Origin of the sequence: Paenibacillus pseudetheri (assembly GCF_924513355.1) — a bacterium.
Classification (GTDB): Bacteria; Bacillota; Bacilli; order Paenibacillales; family Paenibacillaceae; genus Paenibacillus_AQ; species Paenibacillus_AQ pseudetheri.
Genome location: NZ_CAKMAB010000038.1, coordinates 30392 through 57277 on the forward strand (window position 1 = coordinate 30392; position 26886 = coordinate 57277).

The following is a 26886-nucleotide window of genomic DNA, read 5'->3' on the forward strand; positions in this document are numbered from 1 at the left end:
CCATGTAAGGATATCATATCGATTACCTAGTCACCAATGCCTGTTTCGAGAAATTGAAATAATGATCAGCGTTATTGTAACAGATATTCTCAATCATATCGCCCAGCAGTTCCATATCATCCGGGGCTTCTCCGACCTCTACCCAAGAGCCTACAAGATCACATAGAATTCTTCTAAAGTACTCATGTCTGGTATACGATAAAAAGCTTCTGGAATCAGTTAGCATCCCTACAAACTGGCTAAGTACACCGAGGTTAGCGAGCGTCTTCATCTGTTCCAGCATGCCGTCCTTGTTATCGTTGAACCACCATGCCGTCCCGAATTGAATCTTCCCTGGAATGCCGCCTCCTTGGAAGCAGCCCATTAGACCAGCAATGACATGATTATCATTTGGATTCAGGGAGTACAAAATGGTCTTAGGAAGCGCATTCTCACGATCCAGCGCATCTAATAGACCTGCCAGCGGCTTAGCAATCACGCCATCATTAATGGCATCATAGCCGGTGTCAGGGCCGAGTCGTCCGAACATTACGCTGTTATTATTGCGTAGTGCATGGATATGGAATTGCATGGCCCAATCCAGCTCGCTATACAATTTGCCGAGGAACACAAGGGTGAACCCTTTATATTTCTTCTCTTCACTCTCGCTTACAGCGCCTTCACGAAGCGCTTTGTTGAATATAGCCGTAGCTTCCTCCAAGGTAGCGGGCTCAAACATTACTGCATCCAAAGCATGATCGGATACACGACCCGCTCTGTCATGGAAAAATCTTACTCTGCTCTCCAATGCTTCTAGAAACTGACCATAATTCTCAACATCCATTCCTGAGACTTCGCTTAGCTGATCTACCCAAGGCTTGAAGGTAGGACGATTAATCTCAAGGGCTTTATCTGGACGAAACCCCGGAACTACGCTGGCATCGAATCCACTCAATCTGCTAATTTTTCCATGATATTCAAGATGATCTACAGGGTCATCGGTGGTGCATACAACAGTTACTTTCGATTTAATGATCAAGTCTCTTGCTCCGTACCCTTCACCTTGCAACTGTCTGTTCACTTCATCCCAAATCTTCGGCGCATTAGCCTCATTTAGCAAATCATATACTCCAAAGAAACGCTGCAACTCCAGATGTGTCCAATGATAGAGTGGATTCCCGATAATCTTAGGAACGGTTCTAGACCATGCCAAGAACTTATCATAATCACTGGCGTCACCGGTAATGTATTTTTCTTCTACACCATTTGCCCGCATCACTCTCCATTTGTAATGGTCGCCATACAGCCAAGCTTCGGTAATATTGTTGAACGTCTTGTTCTCATAAATCTCTTTTGGGCTAAGGTGGCAATGATAGTCGATAATAGGCATATCTTTCGCATGATTATGAAACAGCTTAATGGCGGTCTCGCTCGACAATAGGAAGTTCTCATCCATAAATTTTTTGCTCATGAGTTTTGCTGCTCTCCTTTAAATTCGAATGGGAGTTACACAAAGTTTAACGTGAACATTTAGTTAATCAGATGATTTCTTTATAATTATTTTAAACTTAAAATTAATGAATACAAAATGGTTTCTCAAGAATTGTTCACGTTAACATTATATTTTCATTGTAAACGCATTTTTAAAATTCGCAAGTTTTTTCTAAGGACATTGTTACAGTTATTCTAACTTCCGAGATGAAATAAACAAGCAGCATATATAATATCTGCACACAACCCCACCATTGTTAGAAAAAAGCAGCCTTAGCTCAGCAATAAATTTATTTTGCTCTGATTCCGAAAGAACCAGAAAAGAGCTCGTAGTATTTAAGAAACCAATGAAACTATCGACATCCTCTTTATGAGACCATGGAAATTTATAAATGGACGGTGCCTCAAAATATCCGCTATTTGATATCTCATCTGAAGTACTATTTATTCTTCTATCTATCTCTTCTTTGCTGGAAATAGTAAAAGCATGATATTGATTGCAAAGCTCAGCAACCTCTTTATCCAACTTACTATCTCCGCATAAATAGAAATTCCAAAAAAGAGCTAAATGCCCGTTCGGCTTAAGCACTTCGGCACATTTCTTATATCCCTCAGGTTGTGGAACCCAGTGATAGGCTTGAGCAGAGAACACCAAATCATTGCCTTTTCGGGGCTCCTCCCAATCTTCAAATCGAGTGACTACATATTGTAACTTTTTATCTCTATGCTTGTGCACGCCAATTTCCGCTAACCGTGCCCCTGGTTCTATACATAAGAGTTCATATCCACGATTCAAAAATAATTCCGTAGCTTTTCCGCTGCCCGCTCCGATTTCTAGTATTTTTGAAGCTACGTGAAGAGAGGTATTAGCTTCAATACAACCAATTACCTCGGATGGATAACTGGGTCTAAATACATCGTAATAATCCGCAGCCTTATTAAAACTTTTACTTTGTTTCATCCAATCCATAGTATCTATGCTCATCACTCCCCATGATTTCATGAAATGTTTTACGGGATATATATGTGTAAAGTTTCTCAAGTGCTGATAAGATCGGCATTGATTAACAAATAAGCAGGCAACCTTTAGGAAAAGGATTGCCTGCTTACAAGTCATTAGACTACGAATTCTCGATAAATTAACTACCCAAGTTTTCGCTCCAGTCATGTACCATCGTGCCCTCAAGATATTTCTCAGCATCCATTGCTGCCATGCAGCCGGTGCCTGCTGCGGAGATCGCTTGACGGTAACGGGTATCCTGTACGTCGCCACAAGCGAATACACCCGGAATGTTCGTTTCAGTAGTACCTGGATTTACCACAATATAACCATTGGTATCCGTCGTAATCTGACCGCCCAAGAATCCGGTATTCGGCGTATGACCAATAGCGACAAACACTCCGTCCGCTTCGATGAGTTCTTCATGCCCTGTCTCATTGTTATGGACCGTCAGCCCCTTAACTCCAGACTCGCCGGTTGTTACTTCAAGCGGTGTACGATTAAGTGCCCACGCAACCTTACTGTTATCGCGTGCACGATCCTGCATGATCTTCGAAGCTCTGAGCTCATCACGACGATGAACCACGGTTACGCTGGAAGCAAATCTTGTTAAGAAGCTGGCTTCCTCCATCGCGGAGTCTCCTCCACCGATTACGATAATCTTCTTATTCCGGAAAAAGAAGCCATCACAAGTAGCACAAGTGCTGACCCCACGGCCCACATTCTCCTGCTCCCCTGGTATTCCTAAATATCTGGCAGAAGCACCGGTAGAGATAATTACCGACTCTGCCTCTAATACACCCAAACCATCTACTGTCACTTTAAATGGACGCTGTGAAAAATCCACTGAATCCACCCAACCATTCTTGAATTCAGCACCAAAACGTTCAGCCTGCTTCCGCATGTTGTCCATTAAATCCGGGCCGAGAATCCCTTCAGGAAAACCTGGAAAGTTCTCAACTTCCGTTGTCGTTGTCAGTTGTCCACCTGGCTGCATCCCTTCAATTACAAGTGGGTTAAGGTTGGCGCGTGCCAGATAAATAGCAGCAGTAAGCCCGGCCGGGCCTGTTCCGATTACAATCGTTTTGTACATAACAGTGGCCTCCTCACAATAGGGTTTATGCATTAAAAATTTAGATATTTTCGGTAAACGGGGGAAGACTGTCGCTCACACTTCCCTGAAAACTACATTCATCATCGATACGCCGAGCATAACGACTGACCATCGACACGGAAACGTCGTAGCGCTGAGCTACCTCGCGGTAGGTGATTGGAAGGTTATGCATTTTTGCGATCAGATATTCTAAGGCAGCACACCAGCCTTCCGTTTGACGGATAAAAGGAACATCTGGATATATGCTACTCACGAATTGCTTCCAAAGTAATTCAGCATCTTTTTTCTGAACGGCATCAAATCTCCGGTCCATCATACTTACCGTCTGGTCGATGACTTTTTGCCAATCTTCTCTCCATTCCGGCAATCCCTTCAGACGCGCAGTAGAAGCTTCTTTGGCTTCCTGAAGTACATTTTCCTCCGGAACACTACCAATCAGTCGTTGTAGACTAAGAAGTGCAGCTTCTTGAAGCTTTTCTTCCTGCAATGGCTGTTGCTTCAGAAGTCCTTGCAGAATCTCGGACATTTCTTCATCTTCGATCCACCGCAGAGCTTCCGTAACTTGGAGCTTCGTATTGGCATCACCGTAGCGGAGCGCCCAGAAGAAGGAAGATCGAAGCAACGGATTGTTCCGCACCTCTTCGGCAAAGCTGCCTTTATTGTCCTTCCACAGCTTCAGCTGCTCTTGAAATGGGAGCTGATAGTTGTAGCTGATTGGAGACAACGCCTTGCCTTCGCCCTGTGCTTGCTGCAGTTGGGCCAGAAAAAATCTCGGCACAGCCGATTCCGGATCCAGCTTAGCAGCCTTTTGCCAGCAACGTTGAGCCTCTGCATAGAGACCGCTATTACTTGCTGCTGCCGCACAGTAATGGTACAAACTGGCGTCACCGCCGACTTCTTCATCCTTCAGCAGGCGACGAAAATGACTATAGGCGGTTCTATGCCGTCCCAGAATCCCCATGGTAGTGGCCATTTTGAACAAATGCTCCTGGTGAAAAGGAATGGTCGTCTCTAACAAACGTAACAATCCAGCCAGTTGCCCCCGGTCACCTTCGTACTGCAGAAAGATCGCCAAGTTACAAAGTGCGTGCAAATTCCCAGAGTCCTGTTCAAGCACCCGCATAATACATTCTTTGGCTTTGGTAAAACGACCCATATAGAAATACGCAAGGGCTAGGTTGTTATGCGCCGCCAAGAAGTCTGGCGTATTGCTCACAATCTCTTCAAGCAAAGTAACGGCTTGTGTAAACTTGCCTTCCTCCAACAGCGCTCGTGCCCGCTCATGCTCTATTACCCCTTCCCGGCTTTTAATCCGGATAAGCGGTGCAGGACGATCCAGCTCATATTGCAGAAGTTCCATCAATTCTTCCGATTCGTCCAGAAACTCACCGTTCACATCTTCTTCGAGATAAGTAACGAGTGAGCGTTCTGCCTCCTCATAGCTTTCCATATTAGCGAAGTTGTTAGCCATATAGAAATAACATTCCGTCATTCCAGGATCAATATTCTCCAGCACATGGGTCAAAATGTCGTTAGACGCCTCATAATTACCCATCTCTGATAATACGCCTGCTACGTTACAATGATTCACCGGGTTCTCCGGTTCGTACTCTACAGCTTTGCGAAAATTCTTTAATGCCTTATCATATTGAAAGCGATCCAAGGACCGAACGGCTCTTTCAAAGAAAAAATTGGCATTCAGAGTGACAGGAATAACATTATCATTCTCCTCATACTCTGAAGTTCTCTCCATCATGGAAGCAAGGCACCCCCTTATAAGAAGCTTCCTTTTATACTAACGAAAAAATAGGAGGACGGCGCCCAATGGGGTATACCGGAGCTCCAAACTTAATCGCTATTCCGTTCCCTTTATGGGTGCGGCTATCTTCACACAGTATACCACATGTGACCGCGAGATTCTCAAGTTGAGAAAGACTCTACCACTCCATAAACAGCAACTTTTTCACGTAAAAACAAGCATAAACGCCTTCAGCGTCCTTATAAGGACGGTAAGCGTATATGCGAGAAATATAAGACATAAAGTATGGTGTGAAACTTATACTTTCTTATATTTAAAAAAAGACGGGGAATTAAATTCCCGCGTCTCTGAAAAGCTTATCGATCGACCCGCCCTCAAGAATAATACGTGTAGCTTGTGCAAGCATCGGTGCCACCGATAAGACCGTAAACCGACTTGAATGGTCATCCGGCAGCGCAATAGAATCCGTAATGACCACTTCCTGAACTGAAGGATGGTCAAGCCGCTGAAGCGCAGGTCCTGAGAATAATCCATGTGTCGCACAGACGATGCTGTCCTTCGCACCTCTCTCTTTCAGACCCTCTACCACATTCACAATGGTAGTCCCTGTATCAATCAGATCTTCGATAATAATCGGTGTGCGTCCCTCGACATCACCAATGACATGAGTGATTACCGATTCATTATGGGCTGGACGCTTCTTAATCATAATGGCAAAAGGTGAATCCAGCTTATTCGCCAGCTTCTCAGCCATAGATGCACGTCCGGCATCCGGAGAAACAATGACCAAATCAGACATAGCCTTGGCCTTCAAATGGCTGCTGATCAAATCGAGAGCAGTCAGATGATCGACCGGAATGTTGAAAAAGCCTTGAATTGCCGCTGCATGCAAATCGATAGTGATCACACGGGTTGCGCCGGCGGTCGTAAGTACATCAGCTACCATCTTAGCCGAGATCGGTTCACGAGGTGCAGACTTACGTTCCTGTCGAGCGTATCCATAATACGGCACAATAATGTTAACTGTACGCGCCGATGCCCGCTTAGCAGCATCTATCATCACGAGCAGTTCCACGAACATCTCATTAATGGGATGGGATAGGGATTGCACCAAAAATACGTCGCAGTTCCGGATGCTCTCTTCGTAATGCACGTAAATCTCGCCGCTCATGAAACGGGTCAGTTTAATCTGCCCCAATTCAACACCAAGTCGCTCTGCAATATCTGCCGCCAGCTTTGGATTCGACGAACCGGAAAAAATACGTAATTGTTGATGATGCATAATACCCTCCTGCGGATTATAAATTATAGTTTGAACGGAACAGTGGTACGACGGCGTCCCTCAAATACAGCCAGTTCACGGAAGCCTGTATGCCAAAGCATGCTACGTGCCTCTTGCAAGCCGTCACCAAGCTTGGCAGGATTATGTGCATCCGAGCCGAGCGTAAGCGGTATACCGAGCTTAAAAGCCTCCTGTAGCAGATGTTCCGCCGGGAACATCTCAGCACATGGCTTGGTAAGTCCTGAAGCATTCAGCTCCATGGCGATTCCGCTATCCGCTATAACCTTTAAGGTTTCCAGCTCCAGCGTTGTCACCTCTGCTTTGCCTTCTGGTGTCTGTGGACCATAGCCGAACCGCTTAATAACATCCATATGTCCTATAATATCATATAATCCCGATAACGCCGACTTCTTTACCGCATCGTAATAAAGACGATACACCTCTAGCGCATCTCTTCCTTCCCAACCATGAACCTGGCGGTAATCCGTGATATCCCACTCCCCAAGAAAATGCACAGAGCCTATAAGATAATCCCATGGATACGGCGACAAAATCTCATGAATTTGATCCTCGTAGCCTTCAATATAATCTGCTTCCAGCCCTACCCGCAGGTCTATGACTCCACGATAGCGCTCCTTCAGCGCCAGACACTCCTCCACATAACGAGGCAGCTCAGCCATTGGCATCGCCATTTCAGGATAATAGCTAGCGGGATCGATATGGATGAGCGGCAAGTGGTCGGATAATCCTAGCTGCTGAATTCCAAGCGCTATCCCACGCTGCACATACTCCTCAAGCTTGCCCACGGCATGACCGCAGCGCTCATGATGCGTGTGGTAATCGATATGCATCGTCAGCTCCCTCCCTAGTACTGGTCCCGGCGTGGGCGCTCGTGGCGGGTACTCAACTCTTCCATGATCTCATCCAGCGGAAGCTTGCGCTCCTGTAGCAGTACTAGTAAGTGGTAGATCAGATCACTAACTTCAAGACGCAGCTCGGCATTGTCTTTATTTTTGGCGGCAATAATCGTTTCGGAGGCTTCCTCGCCTATCTTCTTAAGGATCTTATCGACACCTTTATCGAACAAATAAGTTGTATACGCGCCTTCTGGTCGCTCTACCTCCCGCTCAGCAATCACGCGCTCCAGCTCACCCAGAACAGCAAACCGCTCACCATCGGTAAGGCTAGTAGCTACCGATTTCTGAGATTCCTCGGCTTGGTTATTCAAAGGAACGTCACGGAAAAAGCATGACGTAGCTCCAGTATGGCAAGCTGGTCCTTCAGGGACAACCTTCACGAGCAGTGTATCACTATCGCAATCATAGGATATGGAGATAATCGCTTGTGTGTTGCCTGAGGTTGCACCTTTGTGCCAAAGCTCGCTGCGCGAGCGGCTCCAGAACCAGGTCTGGCCACTCTCCAGGGAGAGCTGTAATGATTCAGAATTCATATAAGCAACCATCAAAACTTCTAGTGTGTTAGCATTCTGCACAACGGTAGGCACCAAACCTGTTTCATTCCAGCGAATGCCGGCCAGCGCTTCTTTTTGGCTAATGGGTGTATTCTTTTCTGTTTCGCTCATCGGATCTCTACCCCTTTTTGCTTCAAGTCGGCCTTTAAGTCGTTAATGGCAATCTCTTTATAGTGAAAAATGGTCGCCGCCAGTCCCGCATCGGCTTTCCCTTCCGTAAATACATCGTAAAAATGCTCCTTCTTCCCAGCGCCGCCAGAAGCAATCACAGGGATACTAAGTAAGTCGCTTACTGCTGAGGTCAGCTTCAGGTCGAAGCCATCTTTCGTGCCATCTGCATCCATACTTGTGAGCAGAATCTCGCCTGCACCCAGCTTTTCAGCTTCTTTCGCCCAGGTCAGAGCACGGATACCAGTGGGCTTGCGCCCACCATGGGTATACACTTCCCATTCGTCAAAGGTCTCGTTATATTTAGCATCTATTGCTACCACAATACATTGAGAGCCAAAACGGCGCGCACCTTCCAGAATTAACTGTGGATTTGTAATAGCGGCTGTATTAATACCGATTTTGTCTGCACCTGCGCGAAGAATCCGCTTCATATCATCAGGTGTAGAGATCCCTCCACCCACTGTAAAAGGAATAGCGATCTCACCTGCGGTCTGCCGCACAACCTCAATCATGGTCGCTCGGCCTTCTACGGAAGCCGATATATCGAGAAACACAAGCTCATCTGCACCCTCACGGTCATACAGCGCCGCCAGCTCTACCGGATCTCCGGCATCGCGCAGATTCACAAAGTTAACGCCTTTAACTACCCGTCCGTCCTTAACGTCAAGACAGGGGATGATACGTTTTGCTAACATAATAAATCCCTCCTTTATTGCAAAGGCTTTTTCGATCCCCCTAAATCCCCCTTAGCCAAGGGGGACCCCAAGGGCCCCGGCCCTCTGGACACCCGGATTGTTGACGTGGGCATGACCATTACGTACTCAGGTGAGTTTGAGCTGTGATCGCTAACCCCTCTGGGGCCGCTTGGACGCTTGGTGCTCCTGCAAGAGCAAAGCTAAACCACAAACCTGAGTCCAAACCTAAACCCAAACTTAAGCCCATAACACCTTCGTGTTCCACGTTTTTGCCCCTGCGGGTCGGCGGGCTTACGCCGCCTGCAAGCCCAAGCTAGACAAACACTCTATAATCACTATGTTTCCACGATTCTTGCTCCTAACAGGATGCGGACTCGCGACACCGGTAAGACCACATTCGTATAGGCGGCCTATGGGCTCGCGCTCATGAAGTAATAAGCATAATTAGTTGCACATTGTGCAGTTATTTCACCGTCCGTCCAGCAAACCAGGTGTTTAACTGCATTTCGTACAATTAAATCTGGGAATGAGCTTAGAATTAAGCTCAACTCTCATTTATAGCTGCACGAAATACAATTAAATTAGCAAACACGCTCTTAATTGGAACAATAGTTGTATGAAGTACACTTATATCATCCAGCTGAGGAGTAATGTCCGTACCGCAGCATGGTTCAACGTTCTATTGCACTCTGTACAATAGAATAGACCTCAAACAATCAAATTGTGCTGTCTAATGCATTTCATGCAATAGATTCCTGAGAAATCCTCGAAAATGAGGGCTTTTTATTGTTTTGATTGTACAAAGTGCAATCAAACAAGCATTCACTCTCTTTAAGCAACTTTCTATTGCACAAAATACAACCAAAACCACAAATGAGACTTTTCACAGAGTGAGAACGAGTTAATTAGTCAGGTTCGTCAACTAACGCACATACTCAGCACTACTTCTGCCCAAGCGCCTGCAAAGCTTCGGAAAGATCAATATTGCCCGTGTACAACGCCTTGCCAACAATAGCTCCACCCACACCGCTACCGCTATGCACGTTCAGGCGTAACAGATCATCAAGACTGGTGACTCCGCCGGAGGCGATCACCGTTTTACCGCTGACCTTCGCCATGGACACAATGCCCTCCACGTTCGGCCCTTGCATCATCCCGTCGCGGGAGATGTCGGTGTAAATGAACGTCTCGGCTCCTTTTGCAGCCAATTCCTTAGCCAGATCCTCAGCACGTACCTCAGAGGTGTTCAACCAGCCATGTGTCGCAACATAACCGTTGCGCGCATCAATACCGATAGCTACTTTATCACCGTATTTAGCCAATACCGCTTCGGTAAAAGCATGATCGTTAATCGCAGCAGTTCCGATAATAACCCGACTAACGCCAAGCCCAAGCAATTTTTCCACGTCCGCAAGATTACGAAGGCCACCGCCCACCTGAACAGGCACATTAGCATTAGCAGCAATAGCGCCGATAATCGCATCATTCACAGGATGACCTGCTTTCGCGCCATCTAAGTCCACCAAATGAATGAACTTTCCGCCTTGCTCTTCCCATGATTTTGCCACCTCTAGTGGGCTATCATTGTATATCGTTTCCTGACTGTAGTCCCCTTGTTGCAGCCTGACACATTTTCCATCCCGGATATCAATCGCCGGATATACAATAAAAGAAGACATTTGGCGCTCCCCACTTTCGTTATATTCCATTTATTGCGCAGCTTACGCCCGCTCTTTCTTATATTTCAAGTATAAACGCCTTCGTCGTCCTTATGAGGACGGTAAGCGTTTAAGCGAGAAATATAAGGATAAAGTGTATTGTGAAACTTATACTTTCTTATATTTCAAAAAATTCCCCAGCAGCTTGATTCCCAGCTCCCCACTTTTTTCCGGATGGAACTGCATGCCGAACACATTGTCTTGCCCTACAATAGCTGTGACTGGATAACCATAATCGGTGACAGCCAGCAGATCACTCTCTTTTGTTACAAGCGCATGATACGAGTGCACAAAGTACACATGACCCTCATCAAGATCTGCAAAAAGCGGACTTTGCGGCTGCCTAAAGCTCAGCTTGTTCCAACCCATATGCGGCACCTTATAGCCATCTCTAGGAGCGAAACGCACCACCGAGCCTGAGAGAATATCAAGTCCTTCGTGGCTGCCATGCTCTTCACTGCTGCTAAACAGTAGTTGCATACCAAGACAGATTCCTAGCAGCGGCTGGGTTCCGGCAGCTACCTGTTTGACTACCAGATCCATACCACTTTCCCGCAGCTGCTCCATCGCATCGCCAAATGCACCGACACCTGGCAGAATGACACTATCAGCAGCGAGAATTTGCTCGGCCTCCCCCGTCACTACACACTCATAACCGAGACGTTCTACCGCCTTGCTCACACTGTGCAGGTTGCCCATGCCATAATCGACGATTGCAACAGTCATGCTACAGCACTCCCTTCGTAGAAGGCACACCCTTCACACGTGGATCAATCAGTGTCGCTTCATCGAGCGCCCGTCCGAGCGCCTTGAATACAGCCTCAATCATGTGATGTGTGTTAGAACCGTAGTGTACGATCACATGCAGCGTAATCCGGGCTTCCAGCGCGAACTTCCATAAGAATTCCTGAACAAGCTCCGTCGAAAAGCTACCCACCTGCTGTGAAGGATATGTTGCGCGATATTCAAAGTGCGGGCGATTGCTGATATCGATCACAACCTGCGCCAACGCCTCATCCATCGGTACAAAAACACTCGCATAACGTTTGATTCCTTTTTTATCACCCAGTGCTTCGTGCAGCGCTTGACCTAGGCAGATCCCGATGTCTTCAACCGTGTGGTGATCATCAATTTCGATATCTCCGCGCGCCTGTACTGACAGGTCAAACTGGCCGTGCTTCGTAAACAGGTCCAGCATATGATTTAGAAAAGGAACATCCGTCTCCAGCTCGGAAACTCCACTTCCATCTACGTTAAGAGACAGCTTGATATCCGTCTCGTTTGTTTTACGGCTTAATCCTGCTTGGCGCAAGGCCTGTTCATTATTGTTCTCCATATCCGTCTCCACCTTTTCCTTCGTTCTTGAGTCGAATCTCAATGGCTCGTGCGTGACCTTCTAACCCTTCTCGACGCGCCAGCTCTATAATGGTCTTCCCATCCCGCAGGAGGGCTTCTTTACTGTAATAGATCAGACTTGATTTCTTTATAAAATCATCCACATCCACTGGCGACGAGAATCGTGCCGTTCCATTGGTCGGGATAATATGATTCGGTCCGGCAAAATAGTCGCCCACAGGCTCCGAGCTATACGCTCCCAGGAAGATCGCCCCAGCATTCTCGATGCTGCCCACAAGGCCCATTGGATCCTCGACAACAATCTCTAGATGCTCTGGTGCCAAACGATTCACTACGGAGATTCCCTCCTCCATAGATTCCACAACAATGATCGCCCCGTAATTTTCTACGGATGAACGGGCGATCGCCTGTCGCGGCAGCTCCTGTAGCTGACGCTCCACTTCGGCAGCCACGCTATCCGCCAAGCTCTGCGATGGCGTGACCAGAATCGCGGAGGCCATCTCGTCATGCTCAGCCTGCGAGAGCAGATCCGCTGCGACATAGGCCGGCTCAGCGGTCTCATCTGCGAGCACGACAATTTCGCTTGGACCCGCGATACTGTCGATGTCCACGGCACCATATACCTCGCGTTTCGCTAGCGCAACGTATATGTTGCCGGGCCCACATATTTTATCTACCGGCGCTATGCTCTCCGTACCAAAAGCCAAAGCAGCTACCGCCTGCGCTCCGCCCACACGGTAGATCTCATTCACTCCTGCTTCAGCAGCAGCAACCAGGATGTAAGGATCAATCCCTTCTTTGCCGCCGGTGGATGGCGGGGTTACCATAACGATCTCTGGCACGCCTGCGATCTGCGCAGGGATCACGTTCATCAGCACCGAGGAAGGATAAGCTGCCTTACCACCAGGAACATATACCCCTACCCGCTTCAGCGGACGAATAATCTGTCCCAGAATCGTACCATCGGGCTGCAGATCCATCCACGAATTCCGTTTCTGTCTAGCATGAAAAGCCCGGATATTGGCAGCAGCCGCTTGAATAGCTGATACGAAGGATTCTTCTACTCGACCATATGCTGCCTGAAGCTCTTCCGGAGTTACCCGCAGCTGATTCGGCGTAAGCGTGACCCGATCAAATTGCTCCGTGTAGCGAAGAAGCGCCGTGTCTCCTTCTTTTTTAATCGCAGACACGATTTCCTTTACCGCCTTATTTTGCTCCGGTGTTCCATACTCCACTTCCCGCTCTAGCTTAAAATCCTTGCTCGATACAACCTTCATCGCTGGTTCCTCCCTTTACCCCTTAACATCTGTCACCTACCGCAAATTAGGTTCCCCTATAACCGTCTGCAGTCGATCACACAACTGCTGTATCTCTTCATTTTTCATCCGATAGCTCACACGATTCGCCACAAGACGGCTCGTAATTTCGAATATGCTCTTCATTTCAATTAATCCGTTATCCCGCAGCGTTTGGCCCGTCTCTACCATATCCACGATACGATCGGCGAGACCAATCAGCGGTGCAAGCTCAATTGAACCATTCAGCTTCACGACCTCAACCTGCTGTCCCTGCTCCCGGAAATACTTTGATGCCACATTTGGATATTTCGTAGCTACTCGTTGCTGGATCCCCGGCTGCCAGTTCGGCAATCCAATGATCGACATCCGGCATCGAGCGATGCCAAGATCAAGCAGCTCATATACATCACGATCTTCTTCCAGCAATACGTCCTTGCCCACGATTCCAATGTCGGCCACACCATATTCTACATATGTAGGTACATCTACTGGTTTAGCTAATATAAACTCCATGCCTGCCTCAGGCAGCGGAATAACAAGCTTGCGGGATGCCTCACCATCCGGTGGAATCGGGAGACCTGCTTGGCGGAACAGCTCAGCAGCCTTTTCGTAAATCCGACCTTTTGGCATAGCGACCTTCAAAATCTGTGCCATCGTTAAGTTGCCTCCTTTTCCATCTCCATACAAAATTTATCTTAACCGCTCATTTTCAAATTATAAGAAAGTATAAGTTTCACGCTATGCTTTATCCTTATAGTTCTCGCATAAACGCTATCGTCCTTATAAGGACACCGAAGGCGTTATAGCTTGCTAGCGATATCTCAGCCATGCTCACTTACAAAAGATACGAAGGTATAAATTTCGCCGTACCGCACACCCTCTGCTTCGACCGTGTCCGTATCTAGGCGCTTCACCGTTTCAAGTTCTTCTGGACCTGCTGCCAGTCTAGTCACTACCGCGTGGCCTTCTGACCGCAAACGTGTTGCCTCTTCGAGGCCTTCCTTTCTGCGAGTAGCATCATATTGGATCAAGATAGGCAGCTCTTCCTCTTCGTTTGCTCCAGCCACACCATCGAGAATACGATTCGTTTTTAAGGAAAAACCGGTGGAAGGGATCGGACGCCCAAACTGCTGAAGGAGATTATCATATCTGCCTCCACTACATACCGGAAACCCTAATTCCGCTGCATAGCCTTCAAAAGTCATTCCCGTATAATAGGAAAAGTCCCCGATCATCGTCAGATCGATCAACACATGCTGGGATACGCCGTAAGAGACCAGCACCTCCCACACCTTGCATAAATGATCTATCGAATGACGGGCAAGCGGATGATCGCTAAGCTCCAGCGCCTGGCCACAAATCTCCTTGCCTCCACGCAGACGTAACAGTCCATCCAGTTCATTCTTCTGAGCTTCCGTCAGATCCAGCCGCCGTAGGGTCTCTCGGAAAGAGACATAGTCGCGACCCAGCAAATGACTCTTCAACTCCTCCTGAACCTCCGGTAATTCCGGAAGTGCCTCTTGAAATAAACCATTCAAAAAACCTACATGTCCCATAGCGATTTTAAAAGACTTCACACCCGCAGCCTGCAGCGATGAAATCGCAAGCGCCACTACTTCTGCATCGGCCTCAGGTGAATCATCACCTACCAGCTCAACCCCTGTCTGGAAGAACTCCGCTTCCCGCCCTGCCTCTTCTTCGATGGCACGGAAAACATTAGCGTGATAGGACAACCGCAATGGCAATGGCTCATCCTTCAAAAGAGATGCAACCACACGGGCGACTGGAGCTGTCATTTCAGAACGAAGCACTAGCGCCTGACCACGATTGTTGAGCAATTTATAAAGCTTTTGGTCAGACGTAGAGCTAGCCACGCCAACCGTATCGTAATATTCTAGCGTTGGAGTCATCATTTGCTGGTAACCCCAGCGACTCATGCAATGCAGGACATCGTTCTCAATTTTGCGCAATTTCGTTACGGCCCGGGGCAGATAGTCCCGAACGCCAGACGGCTTCTCAAATCCCTTTGGTTTGGACATCTTCATTGTTCACCTCGTCAGTTATCATTAGATATTGTTTATGTTAACTTTACTATGGTAAAGTGGTAGCAAATTAAAGTATTTTCAATATCGTATCATGTTCACCGCTTTTTCGTCAATCAAACGGGATAAAGCTATAACTTCATTTCAAATGCTTGTATGCTTAAGTTTGTCCATCTAGGTTGAATGGCTCGCAAGGAAAATCTGATTCCGAAATAAATACTTATGTACTTCGAACGAATACTTGGCAATCCCTTTATTTTGCCTCTACGTTTATCCAATACTATAATGAGCTAATATGATTGTACTTCATAATTCTGTAATTAGTGTTCTAAAAATCTACTTACAACTAGAAAGAAGGGCTAATGCGTGACTAAATCCTATATGATTGGCGTTGATATTGGAACTACAAGTACCAAAGCAGTTCTCTTCGAGGAAAAAGGAGCCATAGCTGCACAAGCTAATGTAGGATATCCTTTACATCAGCCCTCACCCTCAATAGCGGAGCAGGACCCAGAGCAAATCCTGAATGCAGTCTTCCATACTATCTCTGATGTTATGCGGCAAAGCGGTGTATCTGCGGATGCAATCCTATTCGTCTCCTTCAGTTCAGCTATGCACAGTGTCATTGCAGTTGATAAACTGGGTAAGGCCCTAACTGCCTGCATCACATGGGCTGATAATCGCAGTGCCGGGTGCGCACTTCGTTTGAGGGATGAGCTGAACGGTCATGAATTGTATCTACGTACAGGAACACCTATACACCCAATGTCTCCGATCACCAAGCTAATGTGGCTTCGTGACGAGCAGCCCAACGTGTTCTACCAAACCTATAAATTCATTTCCATAAAAGAATACATATTCGCAAGACTCTTTGGCGAATACGTCATCGATCATTCCATTGCCTCTTCCACAGGCATGCTCAATCTGGAGGATCTAGAATGGGATAAAGAAGCCTTGGAGATTGCTCATATTACTGCGGATCAACTCTCGCGGCTTGTTCCCACCACACAGATCATGCAAGGGCTGCTCCCTGGTCTGGAGGAGGAGCTGCTGCTGCTTCCTACAACCCCATTTGTTATTGGCGCCAGTGACGGCGTCCTGTCCAACCTCGGTGTAGGTGCAATTGAACCCGGTGTAGTAGCCGCTACGATTGGAACTAGCGGAGCAATTCGTACCGTAGTGGATCACCCGCTCACCGATCCCAAAGGACGGACCTTCTGTTATAACTTAACCCCAAAACATTGGGTAATCGGAGGACCCGTCAATAATGGTGGGATGCTGTTCCGCTGGGTACGGGATGAGTTCGCGGCTTCTGAAGTTGAAACCGCCAAACGACTAGGCATCGATCCTTACGAGGTTCTGACTCGCATTGCAGAGCAGGTTCCTGCGGGATGCGGCGGACTGTTATTCCATCCTTACTTGACCGGGGAACGAGCTCCGCTGTGGAATCCGGATGCTCGGGGTTCCTTCTTTGGCCTTACTATGAACCACCATAAGGAGCATATGATCCGGTCGGTCTTAGAAGGCGTAATCTTTAATATGTATACGGTTCTGCTCGCGATGGAAGAGCAAATCGGACGCCCAAGCAGAATCCTTGCCACAGGTGGCTTCGCCCGCTCCTCAGTATGGCGGCAGATGATGGCTGATATCTTTGATCAGGAGGTTATCATTCCGGAGAGCATCGAGAGCTCCTGCCTCGGTGCAGTTGTACTTGGCCTTTATGCTACGGGTCGTGTAGATTCCTTTGATGTGGTGTTTGACATGATTGGTTCAACCTACAAGCATGATCCAATGGATGAACATACCAAAATATACAAGCAGCTGCTACCGATCTATATTTCTGTCTACCGTAGTCTCGAAAGCCAATATCAAGCCATTGCAGAATTTCAGCGTGAACATTCGGGAGAATAAGGTAAAAAAAGCGTCGGTCAATCCACCCAATGGTGGAAGACCGACGCTTTCATTATTACCATTAACGCATAACTAGGTTACGCACCTTTGGAATTCGTTTCCGCTTTCTTTGGACCCGAGCCGAAGATGATCCAAGTCGATTTGAAATATCGGAAGGCAAAAGCCACTACTAGCCATGAACCTAACAACGCAAAGAGCCAGCCCCCAGCAATCGCTGCGGTATAGGCAAGTGAACCTCCGTGAAACGGTAATTTTCTATAGAAAAATAGCAGTAACGGGTGCAGTAAATAGATTCCGAAAGAGCAGGCTCCGGCAGATAACAACAGTCTTGTAATCAAGCTTCGGCCCGCTCCGTACAATAAGAAGGAGACTTGTAGCAACACCACACAAGAGAGTAGCGCATGAAGGTTAGAGAAACCCTCATACCATAAACTATTGATGACTGTTTTCTTCGTATAGTTGTTAAACCATAGCTCAACATGAACAACCCCTGCTACGATCCATAACAACCACAACGTAATCCATACCAGACCTCTACCGGCGCGCCAGCCTTCACGTGAAGGTACCAGCCATTTTTTCAAAGAAGGATAATATACTGCAATTCCAGCACCCAGCAAGAAATACGAGAAATAAGTAATTGCCAGACTGCCTTTCGACAACTGCCAATACCCGTGATTAGTCATGTATTTATTCAGCAGCACAAAACCCCACTGTAGAATTAATCCGATCAGCGGCGCCCAAGCCGCCAGATGACGAACCTTTTGCAGACACCACAAAATGAGCGGAAACAATACGTAAAACTGAATAATGATAATAATATAATACAAATGTGTATATGCTGTTCCTGTCCACAAATACTTCCAAAGCTTAGAAGCCATCTCCCCAGGAGGTAAACTCCATGTATGACCCGCCGTCATTTTTAATGCGAAATATAGCAGCGAGAATAGTACATAGGGCACAATAATATAAAGCAGCCTTCTACTGTAGAACTTCCCCAGCGTCTTTCCGCCCAGAGGACGATCAATATAGTTATAGAACAGCACGAACCCACTCAAAAATATGAACGAAGGTACGGCAAACTGGCTGAATTTATTAATAAATAAGAACGGATGGAACATGTTTGTACCTAGTGTCTCCGCCAACGTTCGCGAGGTAGCATGAATAGCTAGCACTGCGAAAATAGCAATCGCTCGGAAAATATCCAGCTGCGGAATTCTTTCTTTTTGTCTCATAATCTTTCCTCCTGTTAAGCTCCGCATCAAAATGATGCCTAATCAAGTATTAACCTTCCTCATCTCCTCCGAGGCATGTCCTGACTTTACCTTGGAACTAGACTCTAGAGACCGAGGAACACTTCCCAAAAAGATCCATGACTTAGGAATTCGGCGAAAAGCAAACTGCACCATGAACCAGCTTCCTCCCAGTGCAGCTACAAGTCCTCCATAGATGAAGAAAACATAAGTTAGCGACTCCAGGGGAATATGGTATCGGAACCTGCGATATATCGCCAGCAATAGCGGATGAATCAAATAAATTGCAAATGACAACTCACCTAAACGAGTCAAGAAAGTAACGATCACACGAGGAGCCTTACGATAAAGTAAAAATGTAGCGTACAACAGAACCAATGCTGATAACATCATATGGACATTCCATAATAGCTCGTACCACAGCGAATCCGTCCACACCCCAAAATGGCGGGCTACATACCATAGCTGCACATGGATAAAGGCCGCAATTAACCACAAGCTCACTAATAGGGCAGTCCATCTTTTTTGCTTTGCAGCCAGCTCTCTCCATGGCTTTATCAGCCACTGCTTCACCTTCTCAAAGTGAATGGCGATATAAGCACCCATCATATAATAGGCCAGGTAGGAGATCGCCAAGCTTCCTTTTTCAACAATATGCAGTTCGTACTTATTCCAAAAAATAAAACCCCACTGAAGCGCCAGACCCACCGGTATCGCCCATTTCATTAAGAAGCGGGAACTCTGCAGTAGCTTAAGCAGCACTGGAAAAAGCAAATAAAACTGAATGCTAATAAAGACAAAATACAAATGCGCATATGCGGAACCCGAGAATAACGCTCTAGAAAAGCTTAACAAGTTATCTCCAAAGTTCTGCATCAATCGTCCGTTCACATATAGAGTTAGTGCATAATATCCCATAGAAGCTAGCAAATAAGGCAGTAAGATATACTTTAATCGCCGACGGTAGAAATTAATGATCAAGCTGCGTGTCACAGGACGACCATAGTAATTATAAAACAATACGAAGCTGCTAAGGAAAATAAATGAGGGCGTACCGAATTTAAAGAAAATGTTAATCCAGTTCAGCCAGTAATAATAAGGAGAATGCAGTGCCTGCTCTCCAGCAGCAAAAGATGAGGCATGCACATGCAGCACTCCTAATATAGCTAGAGCTCTGAAAATATCCAGCTGGGGCAGCCTTTCCTGTCTCACAGTATTCATATTAAATTCCTCTTCTCTACTATGATGGCTGTTCATAGAGACGCTAAGCGGAATGTGGAAACTGAACATACCAGGAAGTCTGCACTTGCTGAATTTACATTCTGATATTTGATGCTGAATGCCTAGCGTGGGATTTACGTGATTACTAAGGTTAATTATACCGCCTACATCCGAATAAAAAACTTAAGAAGACCTTAAAGTTTTCTTAATAAGCTTCTCCAAGACGCAAGAAACCCTGCAGATCCTGCGCTAAAAAAACGCAATATGAAACTGCAGGGTTTACGAAGCATCTTTTACACTTGTTCCGAAGAATCTTCCGCTGAAGCTGGGCGTAGCTCTCGCAGTGGATTGCCTCCTACAAAAGAGCCAGCCGCCACGTTCTTGTGTACTACTGATCCTGCGGCAACAACTGCCCAATCACCGATGGTTACACCGGGAAGAATCGTTGTATTGGCGCCAATTAATACATTTTCACCAATCACTACTTCTCCCAGGCGATACTCCTTGATTAAATACTCATGCGCCAGAATCGTCGTGTTATAACCGATAATAGAGTTCTCACCCACCGTTATTTTTTCCGGAAAAAATACATCCACCATCGCCATCAGACCGAAGGAGGTATGTTTGCCTACCTTCATCCCGAGAATCCGACGATAGATCCAGTTCTTTAACGGTAGAATCGGGCAATAACGGGCAATCTGAATAAAAATAAAGTTACGGACACCCTTCCACGGGCTGACCGTACGGTAAATGTACCAAAGTGAGTTATGACCTTCTACAGGATATCGGGTTACGTTTCTCACGATTCACTCGTTCCTCGCTCCACAATTTCTATAATATCCTTCATGTTATGGATGATATAGTCGGGATCATACTTGCGGAGAGTCTCTTCGCCTTTTAATGACCACGATACTCCCGCCGCATATACACCAGCAGCTTTTGCTGACTGAATATCAACTGTACTGTCACCCACCATGAGAGTTTTACGAGGATCAACGCCAAGGTTATTGACTGCTGTCAGAACAGGCTCTGGATGTGGCTTTGGTTTAGTAACATCATTCACCGTCACAATCGTATCCATGTACTTTAGCAAATCAAACATCTCAAGCGATTTAATCGTTGTTGGACGAATTTTTGTGGTCACAATCCCCATTTTAATTCCACGACGTAAGAGCTCTTCCATTGTCTCATTCACTTGAGGAAAGGGACGTACTAACTCATCGTGATGTTCATAATTATAAGAACGGTAAGATTTCTCAAGCGCACCACTTACATCCTCAAGTCCAGAGAAGACTCTCATCTGTTGCTGAAGGGTTGTGCCCATATGCGGAATAATCTCTTCCCTAGTGGGTGGAGCTAGACCATTGTCCTTCAGCGCGTACATAAACGAACTAATAATTAGCTCATTCGTATCGACAATCGTTCCATCTAGATCAAAAAGAACGCATTCTATCATAAGCTTTACTGCTCCTTCTTATCACCATCCGCAGGCTGTCCTTGCTCAGGTTGAGTCGCTTGACGAGCTTTCTGCGGTGTATTTACTGCGCTTTCAGGCACTATGGTATCTGCTTTGATCGGTTTAGTACATACGATAGGATCAGAATAATGTGCTTTAGGCTCTCCGGTGACCCTACGAATAATGATAAGCAGTACAGCTGCGACGATGATCAATAGAGCAAGCAGCTGAGAAATACGGATATTTCCATAGCTTGGGTCCAAGTATCCTTGTTCAAAACCTAACCATTCCATCGGTTTCCACAATCCGTTCATCAAGGATGCCAAGCCTGCACTTCCATTAAAGGCCAAGCTGTCCGTACGTATGGCTTCAATGAAGAAACGACCGATAGAATACCATATAAAGTAAGACATGAAGATCTCACCGGCACGCACAAACTTCTGGCGACGAAGGACCATTAGTAGCGCGATCCCCAGTAAGCTCCAAAGAGATTCATACAAGAAGGTCGGATGATGAAAAGCATCCCCTATGTACATTTGGTTCACGATGAAGTCAGGTAAATGCAGTTTATCCCGCAAAAAGGACTCTTCAACCACGCTGCCGTATGCCTCTTGGTTGACAAAGTTTCCCCAGCGTCCAATCATTTGACCCGCAAGTAGTCCAGGTGCACAAATATCAACGATACGCCAGAAGGGATAGCCTTTATAGCGGAAATAAATAATCCCGCAAATAATGGCTCCAATTAACGCACCGTAAATGGCAATACCACCGTTCCAGATCTTAAAGACATCTATTAAATTATCCTTATAATCCTCCCATTTAAACGCTACAAAGTAAATCCGTGCCCCAATAATGGCCGAAGGCACACCTAGCAGCAGCATATCCATAAAGAATTCTTGTGGTATACCAAACCGTTTGCCCTCGCGGATCGCAAGAAATAACCCCGCGAGTGCACCGAAACCTAGTATTAATCCGTACCAGTGTACTTGCAGTGATCCAATGGAGAAGACAATAGGATTTAGTGCTAATGGGAACATTCTCTCACACTCCTAATCGAGATCATCCATATCTTCAGATATGGTAGCAGTTAACTTATTAGTGAACTGCAGGGCTGCATTAAAGCCCATTTGTTTCAGGCGATAGTTCATCGCTGCAACCTCTATAATAACTGCAAGGTTACGTCCTGGGCGTACGGGAATCGTTACTAGCGGGACATCTGTGTCAATAATCCGTGTCGTTTCCTCATCAAGTCCAAGTCGATCATACTGCTTGTCTTGCTGCCAAGCTTCCAATCTAACAACAAGTGTAATCCGTTTATGATTACGAATGGCACCCGCACCAAAAAGTGTCATTACATTAATGATACCTACTCCACGGATCTCCAGTAAATGACGGATTAACTCAGGGGCTGTACCATGCAACTGGTTATCTGAAGTCTGACGGATTTCTACGGCATCATCAGCAATCAATCGATGACCGCGTTTTACAAGTTCAAGAGCTGTTTCACTTTTACCAATCCCACTACTACCCGTAATTAGCATACCTACACCATATACATCACAAAGTACGCCATGAATAGTCGCCGTAGGAGCTAATTTCCCTTCTAGGAAGCTCGTCAAACGGCTGGAGAAAATAGTCGTAGCCATGGAGCTGCGAAGCACAGGAAGGGCCTTTTCATTACTTATGTCAATTAACTCCTGAGGCACTTCCAAACCACGTGTAATTACAATACAAGGTGTGTTGTCATTACAAATTCCACGAAGCCGACTTTTCCGCTCAGCTTCGGGCAGCATGGAGAAAAAAGCGAGTTCTGTTTTGCCTAACAATTGAACACGTTCTTCTGGATAATATTCAAAATAACCAGCAATCTCTAGTCCAGGGCGGTTCAGGTCATCGACCGTAATGGGTCTCTTTAGACCTTCCTGGCCGGAAATAACCTCTAATTGAAAATGCTGTACCAATTCAGATACTTTTACTTTCTTAGCCATGTAATTTCGTCCTTTCGTCACCTGCGGTATTTGTCCGCTTACTGCGTCCGGTTGGCAGCGATCTCTTTACATTCCGGAGGTAATTCTCCTGCTATCTTAATTGATAACGCTTATGAATGCAATCTTAGCGCCTAACCAAACAAGGTCCATCTAAACAATAAAGCCACCCTTTCGGGTGGCTTTATCAAGAGAGAAAAGATCTTTACAATCTTATCCCAACAAAATGTTAGCTTCGGATTCTTTATCAAAGAAGTGAATTTTGTTCATATCAATAGCCAATTTAGGCTTGCTGCCTTCGCGAGTAGTGGAACGTCCATCTACACGAGCGATTACAGTAGATTTACCAAGGCCGCTCAAGTAAAGGAGCATTTCGTGACCAAGGTTTTCAGTAACATCAACCAATGAAGTGAAGATTGTGTTCGGGGAAGCTTCCAAGAATACTGGCTCTTCATGGATATCTTCTGGACGAACGCCCATGATTACTTCTTTACCGATGTAACCTTTGTTGCGGATGATTTGAGCTTTTCCGCCTGGTACTTCAACATCAAGGTTCTCAGCACGGAAACGGATAGAACCGCTCACTTCGGACAAAGTACCATTGATAAAGTTCATTGTAGGGGATCCGATAAATCCAGCTACGAATAAGTTTGTAGGTTCATTGTACAACTCTTCAGGGGAAGCTGCTTGTTGAATGATACCATCATACATAACTACGATGCGATCTCCCATTGTCATAGCTTCTGTTTGGTCATGCGTTACGTAGATACAAGTAGTTTCAAGGCGCTTAACCAGTTTAGTGATTTCAGCACGCATTTGACCACGAAGTTTAGCGTCCAAGTTGGAAAGAGGCTCATCCATCAAGAAGACTTGTGGATCACGTACGATAGCGCGTCCCAAAGCGACACGTTGGCGTTGACCACCGGAAAGCGCTTTTGGTTTACGATCTAGCAAATGCTCGATATCAAGAATTTTAGCAGCTTCGCGAACTTTCTTGTCGATTTCATCCTTCTTCACTTTACGAAGTTTCAAACCGAAAGCCATGTTTTGGTATACGCTCATATGCGGATACAGGGCGTAGGATTGGAATACCATCGCGATATCGCGGTCTTTAGGTGCAACGTCATTAACTACACGATCGCCAATGTACATTTTACCTTCGGAGATTTCTTCCAACCCAGCGATCATACGCAAAGTTGTGGATTTACCGCAACCGGAAGGTCCAACCAATACTAGAAATTCCTTATCTTTAATATCAAGATTGATATCGATTACTGTTGCTTTATCTGAACCCGGGTATTTTTTGAAAATATGCTCTAAACGTACGCCTGCCATTGTATTTCCCCCTCGAGTTAATTATTAATTAGTTAATATAAAAATTCTGTTTCCTTGTACATTTATATTACCCCAGTCGGGACACTATGGCTATTTGTAAGGTTCACAAAAAACCTATTTCCTTTTCGTCACTTTATACAAAAGCATAGTGAGCTTCACAATAGCAGCGTCCCCAAAGCTTCGTACATCTGCTCCAGTCTCTTGTTTTATCTTATCCAGACGGTACAGCAGCGTATTACGATGGATATACAACTTCTTGGCGGTTTCACTTACATTACAGTCCATCTCAAAGAAAGTCTCCAAAGTCAGCAGCATTTCTTTATCTGATAGTACAGAGGAATAGTCACCAATTTGTCCAAGCAACTGTTTGCGGCGTACAACAGGAATGCTGTTAACCAGACGTTCCAAATGCAATTCCCAAGGTAAATGAATATACTCTCCTACTTGAAAAATACGACCGAGTACAATCGTCTCCCTTAGCAAAGCTACAGACCCAGTCAATCCCTTAACAGGGACTATAGCCGGAGCTACTGCCAAATGGAATACCCCTACCCATTCACTAGCTATCAGCTCATGTAACCCCATACTAGTCTGTGCTAGAAGATCATCTACACTCTCTTCTTCATCATCCTTATCATCTCCGCCCGTAAGTAATTCTTTACGAGCTAAAATTAACCATTCCTTCTCTTGAAGGGGAATAAGAAGAATTTCGTTCTCAAAATAGCTACGCAGTAATTTCATCAGCGAACGATAAGAGATCTGTGGACTATGGGCAATCTCACTACTAAGGAGGAATGGAATCATATCTCCGAATAGACGTCCTTTTAGGGTAATCTCATCGGGTATTTCAGTGTCATTCTTCTCTTGCTCTAACTCCGTGTTCAACCAAGCGCCAAGCTGCCGCGCCTCCACTTCACCTTCTTCTCTAAGCCCTGTAGCTTTGAGTGCAATAGCAAAATTTCGAACTGCATAGTTGACCAGTTGTACTTCCAGAGAGGTGAGCCCCTCCATTTCTACCCAAACAGCGGTTATACGTCCTTCACTCTCATATAAAGGTGCCCAGAGATGACCCTCATGGATTACCAGCTGATCCTGTCCTTCTAATCCCATGCTAAAAAGAGAAGCTGAATGCTGCCTCCCTAACTGCTTGATTCCGGTTCTCTTTCCGGTGAGCTGCTCTAAATTTTTCCGCAATGTCTCACTATCCATAGTCACCATGCTCCACCACTTTTGCTCTTTTCGCCTATTTTAGCATATTCTCTTATATTATGTTAATCGCTACAGTAGCGCGCTACTATAATACAACCAAAAACACAAAAAAAGCCACCACCATAAGGTGATGACTTTCTGTTTGGGATGAGCCATGAAGGACTCGAACCTTCGACACCCTGATTAAAAGTCAGGTGCTCTACCAACTGAGCTAATGGCTCATAAATGGTGGGGGATGATGGATTCGAACCACCGAACACGTACGTGAGCAGATTTACAGTCTGATGCGTTTGGCCACTTCGCTAATCCCCCAGGGAAAAGTGGCTCGAGACGGATTCGAACCGCCGACACGAGGATTTTCAGTCCTCTGCTCTACCGACTGAGCTATCGAGCCATATTAAATTGACATAAAAATAAAGTGGTAGTATTAAACTTCCCACCCTAGTCTTGTGGAAAAAATGGCGGAACCGACGAGATTCGAACTCGCGATCTCCTGCGTGACAGGCAGGCATGTTAGGCCAACTACACCACGGTTCCGCATTGATAATAATGGTGCCGGCGAGAGGACTTGAACCCCCAACCTACTGATTACAAGTCAGTTGCTCTACCAGTTGAGCTACACCGGCACGGTGTAAAGAGTAATTCTAAAAAGTAATAATGGTGGAGGCTGAGGGGATCGAACCCCCGACCCTCTGCTTGTAAGGCAGATGCTCTCCCAGCTGAGCTAAGCCTCCAGGTATTATGGTAGCGGCGAAGGGGATCGAACCCCCGACCTCACGGGTATGAACCGTACGCTCTAGCCAGCTGAGCTACACCGCCACAATAATTAGAAATGCTATGGATTGAAAATGGCGGAGAGAGTGGGATTCGAACCCACGCACCGCTTACGCAGTCTAACCCCTTAGCAGAGGGTCCCCTTATAGCCACTTGGGTATCTCTCCAAACGATATCAGTACCACAGCAATCCAAACAGGAATTTGACTCCCTGAAAACTGAATCCGAATTGAATTTGCGTTTTATGTTATAGGATAAGCCCTCGACCGATTAGTATTGGTCAGCTCCATGCATTACTGCACTTCCACCTCCAACCTATCTACCTCGTCGTCTTCAAGGGGTCTTACTAATTGGGAAATCTCATCTTGA

At 46.1% G+C, this 26886-nt stretch carries 24 protein-coding genes, 8 tRNA genes and 1 rRNA gene; 1 reads left to right on the forward strand and 32 read right to left on the reverse strand.

Translation table 11 applies throughout. The features are described 5' to 3' along the window. Positions 1-22: 22 nt before the first annotated feature. The 15 genes from uxaC to L1028_RS24665 form a co-directional block, all read right to left on the reverse strand. A complete protein-coding gene (gene uxaC, locus L1028_RS24595) occupies positions 23-1450 on the reverse strand; it encodes a glucuronate isomerase (protein ID WP_234540534.1) in 1428 nt (475 codons plus the stop codon). A gap of 210 nt (positions 1451-1660) precedes the next feature. Further along, positions 1661-2473, reverse strand: a complete 813-nt coding sequence (locus L1028_RS24600; RefSeq protein ID WP_234540536.1) for a class I SAM-dependent methyltransferase — start codon at positions 2471-2473, stop codon at positions 1661-1663. A gap of 136 nt (positions 2474-2609) precedes the next feature. Beyond that, positions 2610-3563 carry a thioredoxin-disulfide reductase gene (gene trxB, locus L1028_RS24605; protein ID WP_234540538.1) on the reverse strand — a complete coding sequence of 318 codons (954 nt, stop codon included), beginning with the start codon at positions 3561-3563 and terminating at the stop codon, positions 2610-2612. 40 nt (positions 3564-3603) lie between these two features. After that, a complete protein-coding gene (locus tag L1028_RS24610; RefSeq protein ID WP_234540540.1) occupies positions 3604-5340 on the reverse strand; it encodes a tetratricopeptide repeat protein in 1737 nt (578 codons plus the stop codon). 334 nt (positions 5341-5674) lie between these two features. Further along, complete coding sequence (locus L1028_RS24615) at positions 5675-6625, reverse strand: ribose-phosphate diphosphokinase (RefSeq protein ID WP_042123288.1); 951 nt, start codon at positions 6623-6625, stop codon at positions 5675-5677. A gap of 23 nt (positions 6626-6648) precedes the next feature. Next, entirely contained in the window at positions 6649-7476 is an 828-nt protein-coding gene (hisJ, locus tag L1028_RS24620) for a histidinol-phosphatase HisJ (RefSeq protein ID WP_234540542.1), read from the reverse strand. Between the two features lie 14 nt (positions 7477-7490). Further along, positions 7491-8207 (reverse strand): bifunctional phosphoribosyl-AMP cyclohydrolase/phosphoribosyl-ATP diphosphatase HisIE, encoded by a 717-nt coding sequence (hisIE, locus tag L1028_RS24625; protein WP_234540543.1) that lies wholly within the window; start codon positions 8205-8207, stop codon positions 7491-7493. After that, positions 8204-8962: an imidazole glycerol phosphate synthase subunit HisF gene (hisF, locus tag L1028_RS24630; RefSeq protein WP_234540544.1), complete on the reverse strand. Its 759-nt coding sequence runs from the start codon at positions 8960-8962 to the stop codon at positions 8204-8206. The genes hisIE and hisF overlap by 4 nt, the downstream gene beginning before the upstream one ends. Positions 8963-9080: 118 nt before the next feature. Continuing rightward, the gene (locus tag L1028_RS24635; protein WP_234540545.1) at positions 9081-9227 is read right to left on the reverse strand and encodes a hypothetical protein; all 147 of its coding nucleotides are present in this window, start codon (positions 9225-9227) and stop codon (positions 9081-9083) included. A 676-nt stretch (positions 9228-9903) separates the two neighbouring features. Next, a complete protein-coding gene (hisA, locus tag L1028_RS24640; RefSeq protein ID WP_234540558.1) occupies positions 9904-10641 on the reverse strand; it encodes a 1-(5-phosphoribosyl)-5-[(5-phosphoribosylamino)methylideneamino]imidazole-4-carboxamide isomerase in 738 nt (245 codons plus the stop codon). 147 nt (positions 10642-10788) lie between these two features. Then, positions 10789-11406 (reverse strand): imidazole glycerol phosphate synthase subunit HisH, encoded by a 618-nt coding sequence (gene hisH / locus L1028_RS24645; protein WP_234540546.1) that lies wholly within the window; start codon positions 11404-11406, stop codon positions 10789-10791. A gap of 1 nt (position 11407) precedes the next feature. Then, a complete protein-coding gene (gene hisB / locus L1028_RS24650) occupies positions 11408-12016 on the reverse strand; it encodes an imidazoleglycerol-phosphate dehydratase HisB (RefSeq protein ID WP_036687073.1) in 609 nt (202 codons plus the stop codon). Then, entirely contained in the window at positions 12003-13313 is a 1311-nt protein-coding gene (gene hisD / locus L1028_RS24655; protein WP_234540547.1) for a histidinol dehydrogenase, read from the reverse strand. Before hisD ends, hisB begins: the two co-directional genes overlap by 14 nt. Before the next feature lie 36 nt (positions 13314-13349). After that, the gene (gene hisG, locus L1028_RS24660) at positions 13350-13988 is read right to left on the reverse strand and encodes an ATP phosphoribosyltransferase (protein WP_060626426.1); all 639 of its coding nucleotides are present in this window, start codon (positions 13986-13988) and stop codon (positions 13350-13352) included. 167 nt (positions 13989-14155) lie between these two features. After that, the gene (locus L1028_RS24665) at positions 14156-15373 is read right to left on the reverse strand and encodes an ATP phosphoribosyltransferase regulatory subunit (RefSeq protein ID WP_234540548.1); all 1218 of its coding nucleotides are present in this window, start codon (positions 15371-15373) and stop codon (positions 14156-14158) included. A 384-nt stretch (positions 15374-15757) separates the two neighbouring features. On the opposite strand from L1028_RS24665, the gene gntK reads away from it, so the two are divergent. After that, on the forward strand, positions 15758-17287 hold the full coding sequence (gene gntK / locus L1028_RS24670) for a gluconokinase (RefSeq protein WP_234540559.1): 1530 nt from the start codon (positions 15758-15760) through the stop codon (positions 17285-17287). Positions 17288-17364: 77 nt separating this feature from the next. Here the strand turns inward: gntK and L1028_RS24675 are convergent, their stop codons facing one another. From L1028_RS24675 to L1028_RS24755, 17 genes are all read right to left on the reverse strand, one after another. Next, positions 17365-18519, reverse strand: a complete 1155-nt coding sequence (locus L1028_RS24675; RefSeq protein ID WP_234540549.1) for an acyltransferase — start codon at positions 18517-18519, stop codon at positions 17365-17367. Positions 18520-18561: 42 nt separating this feature from the next. Beyond that, positions 18562-19758 carry an acyltransferase gene (locus L1028_RS24680; RefSeq protein WP_234540550.1) on the reverse strand — a complete coding sequence of 399 codons (1197 nt, stop codon included), beginning with the start codon at positions 19756-19758 and terminating at the stop codon, positions 18562-18564. A gap of 293 nt (positions 19759-20051) precedes the next feature. Then, positions 20052-20561 carry an acyltransferase gene (locus tag L1028_RS24685; protein WP_234540553.1) on the reverse strand — a complete coding sequence of 170 codons (510 nt, stop codon included), beginning with the start codon at positions 20559-20561 and terminating at the stop codon, positions 20052-20054. Beyond that, positions 20558-21214 carry a pyrophosphatase PpaX gene (gene ppaX, locus L1028_RS24690; protein WP_234540554.1) on the reverse strand — a complete coding sequence of 219 codons (657 nt, stop codon included), beginning with the start codon at positions 21212-21214 and terminating at the stop codon, positions 20558-20560. The genes L1028_RS24685 and ppaX overlap by 4 nt, the downstream gene beginning before the upstream one ends. Before the next feature lie 5 nt (positions 21215-21219). Beyond that, a complete protein-coding gene (gene lgt / locus L1028_RS24695) occupies positions 21220-22251 on the reverse strand; it encodes a prolipoprotein diacylglyceryl transferase (RefSeq protein ID WP_234540555.1) in 1032 nt (343 codons plus the stop codon). A 12-nt stretch (positions 22252-22263) separates the two neighbouring features. Then, entirely contained in the window at positions 22264-23202 is a 939-nt protein-coding gene (gene hprK, locus L1028_RS24700) for an HPr(Ser) kinase/phosphatase (RefSeq protein WP_042183988.1), read from the reverse strand. A gap of 210 nt (positions 23203-23412) precedes the next feature. Further along, the gene (locus L1028_RS24705) at positions 23413-24534 is read right to left on the reverse strand and encodes an ABC transporter ATP-binding protein (protein ID WP_042123255.1); all 1122 of its coding nucleotides are present in this window, start codon (positions 24532-24534) and stop codon (positions 23413-23415) included. A gap of 114 nt (positions 24535-24648) precedes the next feature. After that, the gene (locus L1028_RS24710) at positions 24649-25752 is read right to left on the reverse strand and encodes a PucR family transcriptional regulator (RefSeq protein WP_234540556.1); all 1104 of its coding nucleotides are present in this window, start codon (positions 25750-25752) and stop codon (positions 24649-24651) included. 139 nt (positions 25753-25891) lie between these two features. After that, positions 25892-25964, reverse strand: a tRNA-Lys gene (locus L1028_RS24715). A 5-nt stretch (positions 25965-25969) separates the two neighbouring features. Then, a tRNA-Tyr gene (locus tag L1028_RS24720) sits at positions 25970-26055 on the reverse strand. Positions 26056-26064: 9 nt separating this feature from the next. Continuing rightward, positions 26065-26137: transfer RNA gene (locus tag L1028_RS24725), tRNA-Phe, on the reverse strand. Between the two features lie 65 nt (positions 26138-26202). Next, a tRNA-Asp gene (locus tag L1028_RS24730) sits at positions 26203-26280 on the reverse strand. A 13-nt stretch (positions 26281-26293) separates the two neighbouring features. Continuing rightward, positions 26294-26369, reverse strand: a tRNA-Thr gene (locus tag L1028_RS24735). A gap of 32 nt (positions 26370-26401) precedes the next feature. Further along, positions 26402-26477 (reverse strand) — tRNA-Val (locus tag L1028_RS24740). Between the two features lie 8 nt (positions 26478-26485). After that, positions 26486-26562: transfer RNA gene (locus tag L1028_RS24745), tRNA-Met, on the reverse strand. A gap of 30 nt (positions 26563-26592) precedes the next feature. After that, positions 26593-26684: transfer RNA gene (locus L1028_RS24750), tRNA-Ser, on the reverse strand. Positions 26685-26767: 83 nt separating this feature from the next. After that, positions 26768-26886 (reverse strand): 23S ribosomal RNA (locus L1028_RS24755); the annotation flags it as partial.

What these genes read in the sequence shown, in the direction of transcription:
- hisA (WP_234540558.1), bottom strand. Translation starts at nt 10,641, where the DNA reads ATGTCTTCTTTTATTGTATATCCGGCGATTGATATCCGGGATGGAAAA.
- ppaX (WP_234540554.1), bottom strand. Translation starts at nt 21,214, where the DNA reads ATGATAGAATGCGTTCTTTTTGATCTAGATGGAACGATTGTCGATACG.
- hprK (WP_042183988.1), bottom strand. Translation starts at nt 23,202, where the DNA reads ATGGCTAAGAAAGTAAAAGTATCTGAATTGGTACAGCATTTTCAATTA.
- hisD (WP_234540547.1), bottom strand. Translation starts at nt 13,313, where the DNA reads ATGAAGGTTGTATCGAGCAAGGATTTTAAGCTAGAGCGGGAAGTGGAG.
- lgt (WP_234540555.1), bottom strand. Translation starts at nt 22,251, where the DNA reads ATGTTCCCATTAGCACTAAATCCTATTGTCTTCTCCATTGGATCACTG.
- gntK (WP_234540559.1), top strand. Translation starts at nt 15,758, where the DNA reads ATGATTGGCGTTGATATTGGAACTACAAGTACCAAAGCAGTTCTCTTC.
- hisIE (WP_234540543.1), bottom strand. Translation starts at nt 8,207, where the DNA reads ATGAGCGAAACAGAAAAGAATACACCCATTAGCCAAAAAGAAGCGCTG.
- trxB (WP_234540538.1), bottom strand. Translation starts at nt 3,563, where the DNA reads ATGTACAAAACGATTGTAATCGGAACAGGCCCGGCCGGGCTTACTGCT.
- L1028_RS24710 (WP_234540556.1), bottom strand. Translation starts at nt 25,752, where the DNA reads ATGGTGACTATGGATAGTGAGACATTGCGGAAAAATTTAGAGCAGCTC.
- uxaC (WP_234540534.1), bottom strand. Translation starts at nt 1,450, where the DNA reads ATGAGCAAAAAATTTATGGATGAGAACTTCCTATTGTCGAGCGAGACC.
- L1028_RS24600 (WP_234540536.1), bottom strand. Translation starts at nt 2,473, where the DNA reads ATGAAATCATGGGGAGTGATGAGCATAGATACTATGGATTGGATGAAA.
- L1028_RS24665 (WP_234540548.1), bottom strand. Translation starts at nt 15,373, where the DNA reads ATGTCCAAACCAAAGGGATTTGAGAAGCCGTCTGGCGTTCGGGACTAT.
- hisF (WP_234540544.1), bottom strand. Translation starts at nt 8,962, where the DNA reads ATGTTAGCAAAACGTATCATCCCCTGTCTTGACGTTAAGGACGGACGG.
- L1028_RS24610 (WP_234540540.1), bottom strand. Translation starts at nt 5,340, where the DNA reads ATGATGGAGAGAACTTCAGAGTATGAGGAGAATGATAATGTTATTCCT.
- L1028_RS24705 (WP_042123255.1), bottom strand. Translation starts at nt 24,534, where the DNA reads ATGGCAGGCGTACGTTTAGAGCATATTTTCAAAAAATACCCGGGTTCA.
- L1028_RS24615 (WP_042123288.1), bottom strand. Translation starts at nt 6,625, where the DNA reads ATGCATCATCAACAATTACGTATTTTTTCCGGTTCGTCGAATCCAAAG.
- L1028_RS24675 (WP_234540549.1), bottom strand. Translation starts at nt 18,519, where the DNA reads ATGAGACAAAAAGAAAGAATTCCGCAGCTGGATATTTTCCGAGCGATT.
- hisG (WP_060626426.1), bottom strand. Translation starts at nt 13,988, where the DNA reads ATGGCACAGATTTTGAAGGTCGCTATGCCAAAAGGTCGGATTTACGAA.
- hisH (WP_234540546.1), bottom strand. Translation starts at nt 11,406, where the DNA reads ATGACTGTTGCAATCGTCGATTATGGCATGGGCAACCTGCACAGTGTG.
- hisJ (WP_234540542.1), bottom strand. Translation starts at nt 7,476, where the DNA reads ATGCATATCGATTACCACACGCATCATGAGCGCTGCGGTCATGCCGTG.
- hisB (WP_036687073.1), bottom strand. Translation starts at nt 12,016, where the DNA reads ATGGAGAACAATAATGAACAGGCCTTGCGCCAAGCAGGATTAAGCCGT.
- L1028_RS24680 (WP_234540550.1), bottom strand. Translation starts at nt 19,758, where the DNA reads ATGAATACTGTGAGACAGGAAAGGCTGCCCCAGCTGGATATTTTCAGA.